Below are 14,267 nucleotides of genomic sequence, written 5' to 3' on the forward strand. Positions count from 1 at the left end.
CTATGTGTCTTCGCGACCCCGCAGGCTGCGGTATGGCATAGCCACGGCAGCTGCACCATTGGTTGCCACAGTTGCCTCAAGCAGCCAATCGTCCTCGATCGCATCTTCTTCGGCAGGCGGCGCAGTCCGGTCACGCTGACCTTGTGGATTGTCGTCGATGTCATCCACAATCCAGACGCCGCCCATCTCATCCACATATGCAAACAAAGCACCGTCCGTGTCAAAGAGTTCGATCACCGTGTTGGTTTCCGTCACACGTGGTGTTGCCGCGCTATCGACGGCAATGAACTGGTCGGTCGCTTCGTCATAAACATAGGACGAGACGGAATCGGCCGGGTTGACCCCTGCCAGTGTCGCCAGACCGCTGAGGTCAACAACAACGCCGACCTCGGTCACGAAGCTGCTGATCATCTCGCCGGTCGGGCGCATCGCTCCCGTATCTGCAATGATCGGCGTGTTCCGCGTTGTTGCATCGCCAGCATAAAGCCCTGTCTGGCCGGACACAGTCGAGGAAGGACCAAAGTTATCAAGCGTGCTGTCCGCCAGACGCTGACCCGATGGCACAACAGGTGGCGTGAGGATAGCACCATCGTTGACCGTACCACGGCCTGTCAGAACACCTGCGCCCGATTGCTTGATGAATTCAGCCTGATTGACCGGGTTGGTGATGTCATTGTTCACCAGACCCAGTTCGCCATAAGGCTCACCCGCGTTTGACAGCGGCGTGCCATCTGCGCGCAAAATCGGATCAACATCAGCCTTGCGAGTGCTATCCATGCCATCAGCCTGACCGACACGCACGATATAAGCCTCGATCGCGGTGCTGTAACTGTTGATGACTGTTGGCGCACCAGCGTTCCGGTAGGGCACGAAGTACTCGTTGAATTCCCCGTTCCAGTCCACCAGACGATCACCGGATGTGTTGGCAATCAGGAAGTCACGACCGGCACCACCAAAGGCGAAGTCTTCATAGCTGATGTCATCGTCTGGCACATCGTTCAGGCCCGCAGGATCGCCCGCGTTGACGCCACCGCTTGTCAGATCATCATCGGCATTGATCAGGTCGTTACCATAACCGCCATAGATGTGATCGCGACCGGTACCGCCGAACAGGATATCATTGCCGATCGACCCGAATATACGGTCGTCGCCATCAGACAGCAGACCGTTTTCAGACCGGTTGTCCAACTGCCCTTCGGTGTGGTCGAAGTTGAGGAAGAAGGGGTTGTTGCCCGCCTCAAGCGTCACTTCGTTATCGTCGTTGAAGCTGATCACAGCCCGGCCAATCGACTGATCGACCAGCGGCAGGAACACCAGATGGATCGCGGGCGACGTCACACCACCGAATTCGGTTGTGTTGACCGCAGCGACGTTGCCCGGGTTGAACGGCGTATCAAAGCTGATGATATTGCCGTTGTGATCCTGTGGGCGTGCCGCGATTGGCAAGGCCTCTGCACCGGAAATCGCGTCAGACCCGACGCCACCATGCAGGAAGTCGCCGCCCCAGCCACCAAAGATAATGTCAGAGCTTTCAGTCGCTTCCCAATACTGGTCGTTCTGATCACCCGGATTGTTCGAGAATGGAGTCAGATTGACCGACTTCACCAACAAACCATCACGATCGACGACTGTGCGCAGCGCGTTCTGATCAGCCGCAATCAGCAGATTGTCGACGGAATTCAGCGCATTGATGCCATAGAGCGATTCACCGGATTGGGTTGAATTCCGACTTGTCATGATCCGGCCATCGTCGCCGATGACGCCATCTACACCTGTACCACCGGAAATCCAGTCGTTGCCTGTGCCACCGATGATGTCATCGCTTTGCGCATCACCGAACAGGGCGTCGTCACCCAACTGGCCGTAGATGGTATCATCACCGCCTTCGCCGTGAATCTCGTCCGCCGCACCCTGATCCGTGGCTTCGGATGCCGCATCAAAGTCGCGACCGCCTTCGGTGTAATCCAGAAGATCAACACCGCGCGCCACAAGCCGCACGTCACCACCATAGGTGTCGTAGTTGAAGGTCAGGTACGCACCCGACGACACGCCGCCGACGCCGACAAGGCGATAGATATTTGCGTTGTCACCGGCAATTGTATCGCTGTCACGGGCATGGGCACTGTCGCCATCATCACCAAGGTTGTTGCGGCTGGTATCCGTACCCGCGCCACCGAACAACAGGTCAGAGCCGTCCATCCGGTCTGCGCGTGTGATGATGCCGTAGTTTTCAGACGATCCGCCGATGATGTCATCACGGCCAAGGTTGCCAAAGACGACATCTTCACCGGCGTTGCCTTCGATATAGTCGTCACCGTCGCGGCCAACACCGTTATGATCCTCAACCGATGCATCAATGGTCAGCAAACCATCCATGCCGCGGCCCGCGCCGACGGCGTTCCCTTCGAACACATCGGCAATGCCGTTGAGGTCAAAGTCAATCGTGCCGTCACCTTGGATCACATCATCACCAAGCTGGCCAAAGATCATGTCATCTTCGGACCCGCCAGCGATGTAGTCATCGCCATAGACGCTGGTTGATGCGCCTTCGGCATGGTCAAAGACCAGAATGTCACGCTGCACGGTGCCATCGACATTTTCCTGCTGCGTGCCTGTGACAAGCAACTGACCATCGTTGGTGTTGACGTTCGTGCCATAGATCTGGGTGCCAGCCAGCGCCCGCATCCGGTTGTCCAGCAGCGTGGTCTTGCGATAGATCGACCCGTTGTCACCAAGGACAACATCGTCGCCTGCGCCACCGTCAATGGCATCGCCTGCGTCAGCGCCGCCAGCCACGTTGTGACCACCGATGATGTCGTCATCGCCAGAGCCGCCAAAGATCGTATCGGCGCCGGTCTGACCCATGATCATATCATCCCCAGCACCGCCAAGGATCATATCGGCCGCACCGCCATCAGCGACTTGCGTGCCGATGGATGTGGCAAAGAACGCAGCCTCGGCCGGGTCGATCAGCGGCATGGTAGACAGATCAAGCGTACCTTCCACCTGCAAGTGGTCACCCGCGATCAGGTCATTCCCGCCAAGCCCAAAGATCGTGTCAGACCCTGTGCCGCCGATAAGCAAATCGAACCCTGCGCCAGACTGGATCATGTCGTCCCCGCCTTCGATCAGATCGATCGACCGGACCAGCGATGGGAAGTTCGTGCCCGCCTCGGGGTTGTGGAACATCATTTCAGCATGATCACCGACAAGGATGTTGGATGCATCAAAGACCGCTGGACCATCACCATTATTGGCCTTGATCTCATCCGCCCCAGCGCCGCCAAGCACAATATCTGCACCCAGACCGGTGTCGATAAAGTCGACATCGCCGATGGTGGCGTCGATCGTTGTCAGGCTGACAAGGCTCATCGGCAGACCATCGTCGGCCAAAGCAAAGTCTTGCGTGCCGATCAGGCGGGCATTGTCACCAAAGACAATGTTGGCCCCATCGTTTGCGTTGATCGTGTCAGAGCCGAAACCACCGACAACAATGTCAGCACCTGCACCGGACGTGATCGTGTCATTCGCACCGTCGCCGGTGTTGACGCTATCGAGCCGGATCGCGATTGGCTGTGGCGTATCCCCATCAGGGGTCGCAAACCGTGCGCGGCCATGATCGCCGAACAGGATGTCAGCGGCATCCAGCGTGCCAGCTACCTGGGTGTCGATGATGTCTTCGTCCGCACCACCAAACACGATGGCCGCTCCTGTACCAACGCGGATCGTGTCGCGCCCGCCAACGGTCGAGGCCAGCGTTTGTGCCGCCGCAAGACTGATCAGCGCCTCTCCGACCGGGGCTGTTGTGAAGCCAGCCAGATAGCCGTTGTCACCAAAGATGATATCGTTGCCACCGGCACCAGTGATCAGGTCGCCACCAACACCGCCAACAACAATGTCGCCGCCTGCGTTGGTCTGGATGGTATCTGCGCCACCATCAGTCAGGAAGATCGACCGCGCGGCGCGCAAGACAGGCTCAACATCGCCCGCAACCGCAACGCGGAAGCGCATTTCGGCATTATCGCCGAAGATCACATCAGCCGCATCGCTTGCGCCTGCGGTCGTGACGTCATCCGCGCCGGTGCCAGCAACCACATAGTCGGTGTCAGTGCCGGTTGTGATCAGATCACGTGCACCTGCCGTCGGGTCCGTGCTGGTGATTGTCGCCAGCGTCAACTCAAGGCTATCAAGGCCAGCGCCGCTGGAATAACCCGTGATGCGCCCCGTATCACCAAGCATCACATTCGTGCCGCTGCCTGCGTTGATCGTGTCAGTGCCCTGACCACCCAGCACAACGTCATTGCCGGACCCTGCTGTGATCGTGTCATTGTCACCAACCGAGGCCGCGACCGTCTGGATCAGGTCGATCGAGCTGTTATCGCCATCGCGCATTGTCCAGTCGATCAGGCCGTTGTCACCAAAGGCGATGTTGTTACCGCCGCCGAGCGTGATGGTGTCGGAACCCGCACCACCCAGAACGATATCATCACCTTCGTTGCCAAAGATCGTATCGTCGTTACCGGCACCGAAGTCCGTGCTTTCGATCCGCGCGAAATCTGCGGTTGATGTGATCTTGTTCGTACCCGGCACCTGCCAGACAAGCCCGTGATCACCGATCAGCACGTCACGCCCTGCGCCACCGATCAAACGGTCGCGGCCAGCCACGCGTGTATCGCCGCTCAGGTACTGTGGTGCCGGATCAACAAAGCTGACTTCGATCAGGTCACGTGTGACCAGATCAATGTCAAAGCCGTTGTCGCCGTAAACGATATCCTGACCGTCGCCTGCATTGATCACATCATCGCCGGATCCGCCCGCAATCTGGTCGCGGCCAGTGCTGCCAAAGATAGTGTCGTTGCCTGCGCCGCCGTAGATGACCAACCCAAGTTCGGTATCAGACAGGGTGACATTACGGGCATCAATGGTGTCCCCGTGGTCTTCTGGCGCGCCAACCGCGTTGAAGTTGAAGGCATTGCCGTTCGGCGCCCCACCTTCGAAGTTGTAGCGCGCGCCTGTCGCATCCGTGTCGCCATAGATCGCCAGCAACGACCGGTTGCCGTTCTCCGCAACCGAAATGTCATTGACCGTGATCGTATCCGCACCGCCACCACCGTGGATCAGTGTGATCGGCAGGTTCACAACACCGTCGCCGGTGTTGTTGTAATCAGAACTGATGTTCGTGCCATCAATCGTGAACGTATCGTCGCCCTGACCCAGCATCACCTCGATGATTTCAGTGGTCGAGATCGAGATGCCACGGTTGAACTCAAGCGGATCAAGACCTTCGCCCTGCGGGATCGACACGATGCCACTGCCCATGCCAATGCCATCAATCTGGGTGCGACCGTCGGCGATGTTATACATCCGCCCTTCATCATCCAGCGACACGCTGTCGTTGAAGATGTTGACGCGGTCGTTCTGGAATCGCTCATCCGTGGCAACAGTCACATCAAACGGACCTGGATCGCTTTCGGTCGCCAGCATGATTGCCGCGTTGATCGCACGGCCTTTCGTAGGACCACCGTCAATGATCAGCGGGCCACGAATGCGGGCCGTGTCGTGATCTTCCACCGGGAAGGTCTTGGTGATCCGGTCAAGTGCTGTTGGCTCAAAGCCTGTGTCGGCTTCGAGTGCGACGGTCACCTCTTCGTGCCAGTTGGTCGCATCGAACGTCACCTGTGCGATCACCACGCGGATGTTCGCTAGCGCGGCCACTTCATCCACAACAGGCTGGGCACCTGACAGGATGATCGTCGACCCATCTTCTGAAATCTCAGCAATCGCATAAGGCGCGTTGTTGTTTGCCGTGCCTGTGATGTCCATGACTGTGCCCGACAAGAAGCCATCTTCACGGAAGTCGCGACCATCGTTGCGCACGATTGTATCTGGCCCATCAGGGTTGCGCACAAAGGTCAGCGGAATGTCACGGTCCTGCAAAACAGTTTCGGTCACACGGCCACCCGGAACAGGCCGATTCTGGCCGTCATCCACGATGTTGATCGTGACTTCGCCCACGGGGGCTCTGGTCAGACGGATCGTGTAGGTATCCGTTTCGCCCGGCTGGTCGATGATGACTGTGTTACCGTCGCTTTCGCGCACGATGATGCCTGCGCTGTCGCCGTCCGACACTTCGACCGTTAGTTCGGCAACCGCAGCCGTCGCATAGACGCCACCTGCCAATGGTGTTTCTGCTGCATCCAGCGATTCAACCGTATGGCTGACAATCACACGTTCGTCACGTTCAACGTCGTCACCCGCAACCGCCGTCAGCGTCACTGTGATCGGCTGATCCCAGTTGGTGCTGTCAAAGTCGATGACCGTCTGGGAATAGATGATGTCGGATGAATTGCTGTCGTCGGTCAGCGTCACGCGGACAATCTCGCCTTCTGCTGGCTGACGAGACAGAACGACCTCGTAAGTGTCGGTGATTTCGGAATTGGCCGTGATCTGGTCAATGCCATCCGTGTCGTCAGTATCCGCAGGATCATCATAGGTGAATTCGCCACCTTCGTGGATGAACGTATCTGCACCTGTCTGGGTCAGCTTGACCTCTGGCAGATCATTATCGCCTACAGTCACTATAAGATTGCTGACTTTTGCACCATTGAAGGTCGCATCAGTGCTGTCGACCGCGTGGCTGATCTGCACAATGCGGGTGCCTTCCTGCGCTGCGTCATCAACAGCACGCAGATCGACCGTTTGGGCGACGTTCCAGTTGGCTGACGTGAACTCAAGCACGATCCCGTCGGTGTATGCACCACCATTTGTGCTCAACTCAACCGTACCCGCCTCGCGGCCAGTGACCGTGATGCCGGTCGTCGGGCCAGTCACCGTGTTCACGTTGTCGGCAAAACTGCCGTCAATCGTCAGCGTCAAGCCATCGTCTGAGATACCGACAACATCGTAGCTGCCGGAATTATCACCAGCGTCGGTGATGGTGATGCCCTGCCAGTCGCCAAAACCGTCAGCGACCCACGATCCATCCATGCGCGTGATCGTATTCCCGCTGAGCATGATCGTCGTATCCTCGGCCATGGTTGGCACTTCAAGGCGACGGTCCTGACGCGATGCGATACCAGCCGCGATGGTCACATAGACAACCTCGCCCACTTCAGGTGCCTCGGCCAGTTCAACGGTATAGCTGTCAGGCGCGCCGCCTTCAGCCACTTCGGTGCCTGCACCGGTTGGCTGCACAACGACAACACCCTGCACCGCGTCGGCGACAGTCGCGCTGATGCCTTGCAGAAGGGACGTTGTGTAATCGACATCAGCCGGATCGGCGATCTCGGCGCGGTGGTTGATCCCGGCAGAGCGGCCCGAAATATCAGCCGCATAAACCAGCCCGTTCACATCACCCGTAACGTTGAATGTGTCAGAACCCAGACCACCAATTACATTGGTGACGGTCCCTTCGGACGTTGACTGGATGTAGAATGTATCATCACCTTCCAGACCGTCCACTTCGATGGCTTCTTCGGTGTTGCTGATCCGAATATTCAGACCCGCGCCAAAGACGCCGTCCTCGGTCACGACAAAGATGTCGTTTGCCTCGGTCCCGATGGCAACCACACGGTCAAAGCCCGCGCCGCCGTCGATATCAACAGGGGCATTGATGTTATATTCGATGCTGTCGTCACCTTCGCCAGCACGCACCTGGACGTCGCCTTGTGCGTCGATACCAGTACCCAACAGGAAGGCGCGGACGATGAATTCATCGTTGCCGTCTTCCCCCTCAAGCCGGACTTCGGCGCGGTTGGAATAGACCGTGAACTGGTCATTGTCTTCGCCACCAAAGGCCGTGACGGCATAGCTGGCACCGCTGGACAGATAACCGCGCGTCGTCAGGACGGTTGTGATATCGTCGCCCGCGGCAATGCCGTTGGAAATCAAATTGCCGCTGCCGTCGTCGTAAGTGCCACCAGCAATAGGTTCGGACCCGAAGACCTGGCCGAACTGGAACTTGTCGTTCCCAATCCCGCCGTCCATCGTCATGATCGTGCCGTTGTCGTCAGAGACAAAGACATCGTCACCTTCAAGACCGATCAGGCTCAACCGGCCATTCAGACTGCGGTCATAATCGATCCGCTCGACGGATGTGGGGCGATCAGGTGCCAGACCGATGGTCTGGTCCTCGGTGCCATGCATCAGGGCCACAAAGTTCGCGCGGCTCAGGAACACATCGTTGTCAGTCGTACCAAGCACATCCACCGTATCGACGCCGTTGGCAGCATTGATACCACCTGTGTCAGCGATGGTGATCCGGTAATCCGCACCTTCGGCCGCGCCCGCGATGGAGCCCCAAGTCTGGATTTGCATATCATCCGCGCCCATGCCGCCATCAAGGATCAGACGATCCCCGGCTGCGTGGGATGCAAGGCGCGTTACTTCTATGCGGTCACTGTCTGCACCACCTGCAAGGGTCAGCACGCCTGTCACAGCACCGTTGTCGCGAATTTCGATGAAGTCCTCGCCAGCTTCGCCGTCAACACGCATCTGTGGCGCAGTCATCTCCATATCTGTCAGGATGACTGTGTCGTTGTCGCCTCCTGTCAGGATATCAATCCGCGCACCCGCAGACAGTTCACCGGTGACAGTAACCACATCGCGCTGTTCAGTGGCAGCCAGCCCGACCGGACCTGCTGCACCTGTGTTGATCTGGATATTGGTGCCTGCGATGATCGCGCCGCTGATCGTCACGTCGCCGCCATCAAGGTCATCACGACCCGCCTGCACGACAACAATGGGGTCTGTACCCGTCAGGTTGTTAGACCCGTCAGTGTTGGCCGCATTTGTCGCAACGTCGGTGTAGATGTTGACGTCGGCGGCTGCGATCACCTGCGCGGTATCTTCGATCACCACGTGATCGCCGGCCCAGATGTTCACGTCACCCGAGGTGGCAAAGACGGTCACGCCAGACTTGACGGTCACGCTGTCATAATCGTCCTCGGACGGGAAGGCCGCAGCACTGGCCGCGTCGATATCTGCCTGCTCTTGCGCGGTCAGATCAAGATAGTTTGCAGGGCGCCCTGCCACAATTGCAGCGTTCAGGTCAGCCGCATATTCCGCGTCAGAGCTTTCGTTGGCCACAATGTTGATGTTGCCGAATGTTGTGACAACGTTGGAGGACACGATGATCGGGCTCGTCGCTGTGACAAAGACGTCATTGCGCGCCATCATCGCGGCATTTGCGTTCTCGGTCAGCGCCTCTAGCGAACCGTTGTTAAACACATAGGTCGAACCGCTTGCCGCTGACTCGTCTGTGCCGGACACGGACTGGATCGAGCCGATTGTCGTGTACAAGCGCTTGTCGGATGCCCCGATATTGCTGCTTGCCACCAGGAAGGCGCGACCGCCAGTGATATTGGACTGGTTGACCAACGCACCGTTCAGGATAGACCCCGCACGCGCTGTCAGGAAGGCTGTAAAGGCGTCGCCTGTCCCGACCTGTTCAAGGATCAGATCGCCGGTGGTTTCCATCACATAGATATTGCCAAGGCTCGCAGAGGCATTGAACAGACCACCAGTCGTATTGATATCCAACTCTTGACTGGCGTTACCGATAACACCCTCGCGTGCGATCAGTTCGACATTATAACCGGTGATGACAGGGGCCGTGTTGTCAACGGCATCGGTCATATTCGAACCGGATGTCAGGCGGATAGAATTACCAGCCGTCTGCCCACCAACAACGCTGTTGATGACCATGTTGCCCGCTTCGGTGACATAGATGTTGTTGCCAGCAGTCAGGGTCAATGTGCCCGCATTGGGCGCTTCAAGCTCAAGATCGTTTTCGCCGGCTGCGCCGTTGGCAGCACCAATGCTGCCCGATGCATTCAGAACGATGTTGTTGGCCTGGATGTTGACAAGGCTGTTGCCGTTGCCATCCAGAATGTCCCCGCTCAGCGTCGCCAGATTGGCGTCGCCACCCGACGAGAACACAGTGCCGACAAGCATATCACCCGCAGCCTCGGTGACGTAGATCGAATTCAAGGCACGCGCCGTCAGAATGCCGCCTTCGCGCTGATTGATATAGATACGATCAGTGTCCGTACCAATGCCGCCGCGGCTGGCCTCAAGCACAATAGAGCCGGCTGTCAGGTTCACGATCGGAACACCGAACTCGTCCAAAGTCCCATCTGCGTCCGACCCGTTGATGATGCTGCCGCTGGATTTCAGGCGGAGTTCGCCCGCATCCTCACCAACATTGGCAACGTTGATCGCGCCCACGCGCAACACCGAGTTTTCAGCGTCAGAGCCAAGGAAAGTCTCGCCCTGCGATGTGACGTTGATCATCTCGGACACGGTCACGTCGAAGTCTTCGCGCTGCTGTACCTGCACGGCGACCAAGGGCACATATTGGTCGATAGTCATTGTGACGCCGCTTTCGATTGCCAGCGTCAGCGGTGTTCCATCTTCGTTGCCAAGCACCATGCTGGTCGCATCCACGGACAGCACGACATAGCGGTTGCTGGCCGTGTTCGCATTCGCTGTTTCGACCTGTGCTGCTTCGTCTTCCGGGGTGTAGGCCCGTGTTGTTGACAGCAGAACCAGATCATCTTCACGGAATCCGGGTGTGTCGGCTGTGGGTTCGAATGATCCTTCTGTGCGGGTCAGACGGTTGCCTGCTTCAACGCTGACAATCGCATCCTGCGTCGTGCCGCGTGGATCGTTCACGATCGCGGACACATTCACAGTGACGTTCAATTCAACTGCTGTGACTTCAGCCGCCTGCGCGCCGAAAGTCTCTGCATCTTCCTGATTTTCAAAGAAGATCGTCTCGCGATCGGCCGAGAAACTTTCGATCACATAGAAGCGGTTTTCTTCGGTCGCGTTGACCGCATTGCCCTGCACCTGCACCGTTTGCCCGACCAGCAAGTCGGCATTCCATGTCCCGCTGCGCAAGGTCATGCTGTTCGCGTCAAGGTCAAAATCAACAGCACCGGTCTGGATCTGGCTGACAAGGAAGAACAGATCGGCCCGTTCTGCCGCACCAATCACCAGTTGGTCAGCTTCGCTGAGCTGTGCGCCGGTGTTGGTGATGATCGTCACTTCGCCTTGGGTTTGACCAACAGTGCCGCCGATTTCCAGCGTCACATTGCGACCGATGATGTTGGCATCTTCGGTGGTCAGGGTGGTGTCTGTCACTGGCTTGAGCAAGCCTGCGCCAATACCGTTAAGTAACTCGGACTGGGTCCAGACCTTGATGCCCGCAGCGATCCGGTCACGCTCTTCCTGTGTTGTCAGTTCCGGGCGCGGGTCAGTGCGCGATGCGGCTGAACCGTACTGCGCGTCAAGGGTCAGGAATTGCGCGGTGCGGGACGCTTTGGTTGCCGAAAGGGCAGCAGCAGCCGTTGCAGCCGCTGTGGCCTGATCAGCGGCATCGTTGGGGTCAAGTGACGGATCGTCAAGATAAGCCTGTTCTGTATAGAAGGCGATCAGGGCTGCATCTTCTTCGGCCTGCAAGGCCGGGTCGCTAAATCCGAGTTGGGCGTTGCCATCGCGCACGTCCTGCAACTGTGACGCAGACATGCTTTCGCGCCAATCCCAATATTGGTCATAATCCCGGGCACGGCCTTCGCGCAGACGGTCAATCGCTTCGTTGATCTTGTCCAGCGCAGGGCCGCCAGTCGGGTTGCCGTCTGCATCAACATCGCCAAGCAACTGCATGTCGCCCCAGACACCGTCCAGCAGCTCGCTGACAGCGCGTTCATCAACGATCTGACGCTGGTTTGCATCGATCAGGTCACCATCTGTGACGGACACCTCCACATCACCGCTAGAGGCAATTTCGAACACCCGCAGAGAATTCGAGATTTCTGTCAGATAGATACCCACAGGGGCACGTGCCGTGATCGTATCCGCAACACGATCGCCCGTGTTCAGCTGGATATCTGTTGTTTCTGTACCGATGGTGCCATCAGCATCCAAGAACAGCTGACCACCCGCAATCAGACCCGCACCATTCGCAATGATTGAGCCGCCTGTCGCAGCGGTGGCATCATCGCCGATGCTGCCAGCGATCAATTCAACTCGGCCACCGCCAAGCGATTGGATTGTGCCAACGCGGACATCGCCGGTCTTTTGTTGCAGGAAGATATCGCCACCGGCAGTCACGTTCAGCTGTGCGGTCACATCGTCGATCAGGCTGATCTGAACAGAGCTGAGCGCGGTCGAAACGTCAGGCGCATCCGCTGACAGAATGCTCCGGTTACGTTCACCGACATTTCCGTTGGCAGTGATGTTCACAATGCGGCCAGTGACTTGCGCGACTGATCCGCCATCGCCATAACTTGCGGTCGTCAGGTTGCCTTGCGTGATCAGGTTGGTGGTCCCGGTGGAGTTCGTGATCTGACCGGCAACGATCAGGTTCGCACTGCCAGCGTTGATGTTGATTGCACCGGCATTGTAGCCAATGAATCTGATGCCGATATCGCGGTCGGCTGCAATGGTATGCGTGTGCTTGTCAAAGTTGGTTTCGATCGTTGTAAACTGACGCCACGTTGATGTCTTGCCATACCACGTGGTCGTGCTGCGATAACCGGTCTGTTCAGAGGTGCGTTCAAGCGTCGTGCGGTCGTAATCGTAAGTATAATCCCACGGCTTGCTCAGGTCGTTATAGGTATCCTTGTCATTGACCTGATAGAAGTAGTTCGAATTCGGCACCAGTGACCGGCTCAGCACCGTGGTATCAACAACAGGGACAGACGTCAGATCAGGGATAAGGAAATCGATACCCAACCAACTGTTCTGTGTCTCTTCCTGAATGATTTCAGTGCGTGACCCTTCGCCCACGATCCAGCCGTAGCGGAAACCTTCTACCGTCTGGAATGTATCTGACGCGATGATGCGCCCTGTGCCATCAACACCGCGCGTGTTTGCGACTGTCACACCGCCAAGCGTCTGGCTGGGATCAGTAATCAGGATCGTGCTGGAGGACACCACACCGTTGGCGTCGGTGACATATTTCGTCTCGTACAGGGCAAGATCAGAGCCATCGCTGCGGACACCACGGTTCTTGTCCTTGATGATGATTGTCCCGCGACCCTTGGTATCGACATTCATGTCTTCGACGACAAGGTTCAGACCAGCAAGGCCCATGTTGTTCGTAATCGAGATACGCGGATAACCAGCATGAGAGATCAGCTGACCCTGGCTGGTGCTGACGATCCGACCTTCGAGTGATATCTCACCACCCTTCGGTGCCATACCGATAATGGTCAGGCTATTTGTGCCACGGTTATATGTGGCAATGAAGTCAGAGTTGCTCAGATAAATACGCGTGTCGCCTGCGCCCGCTCTTTCAATCTGGCGCTGTTCATAATCGCCAAGTGTCAGGTTGAAGGTGTCCTTACCAGCCTGAACGACACCGTTTATGTTGATATAGCCGCCGCGCACATTGATTGTGTTGGCTTGCAGGCTGACTGTCCGTGTATCGCCAGTACGGTCATCAGGAGATGTCGACGGGCTCTGATCCAGATTATTTGCCAGCGTCTGGACGCCAGAACTGAGTATCGCAAAATCGGTTCCGCCAATATTAAGCGTAATAAGGGCAGAGGCTGTCCCATTACCGATCACACCGCTATTGATGAACTTGCCATAAGGATCGCCAGACACATGTACCGTGCCTTTGGTGATGATGCTGATGGTTCCGCCCACATCGGCCTGGAACCCTGCCGTGTTGACAGTGCCGCGCACCTCGATGTTCACATCGTTGGGGCCATCAGGGCCAATAATCTGCAGATTTGCCAATGGCGCATAGATGTCGCCGGCAAAGATGATATTTTGATCAACAGGGCGATTCACGCCATCGGTTTGATCCAGGAATGCCGTATCTTCGGGATCCACCAGTCGCGTGTTCAGCGTTACGGATATGTCGATCAATGGCGCACTTTGGCCGGGGCTGCTGGGGTCGGAAATGCCGCTTGGCAAGAAATTCAGCGTTGGCACCTGAAGTGCGACAGGCGCAATGCCCGTACCAGCAAGCGGGCCATTGTCCTTACTGACGCTGACTGCGTTTTCTGCCTGAATGGCCGCATTCACTGCCGCGACATTTTCCGCATCGCTTTGCGTCAATGAATTGGTGACATCGGTCACTTCATATCCGTTAAAGAACACACCGCCGTTTTGTTCAGGAATGATGATTTCATTGAACAGGATCGACGCGATCGTGTCGTTGGTGATTGTGACTTCAACATCTTTGGGCGCATCAAATGTGCCCGACCCGTGCAACTGGTCAGTCAGAATGCGGACACGGCCGGCCGCTGCAA

The 14,267-nt window shown here is 57.3% G+C and carries 1 protein-coding gene (only partly in view); it reads right to left on the minus strand.

The window, feature by feature from the left end:
- A protein-coding gene (locus C8N45_RS05480) for a beta strand repeat-containing protein (RefSeq protein WP_108385246.1) crosses the window boundary here: on the minus strand, positions 1-14,267 show its final stretch. The gene runs 17,071 nt beyond the window's last position; only the last 14,267 of its 31,338 coding nucleotides appear in the window; its start codon lies off the right edge, out of view — the gene reads right to left on this strand; it ends in the stop codon at positions 1-3.

It is taken from the genome of Yoonia sediminilitoris (assembly GCF_003058085.1).
Lineage (GTDB): Bacteria > Pseudomonadota > Alphaproteobacteria > Rhodobacterales > Rhodobacteraceae > Yoonia > Yoonia sediminilitoris.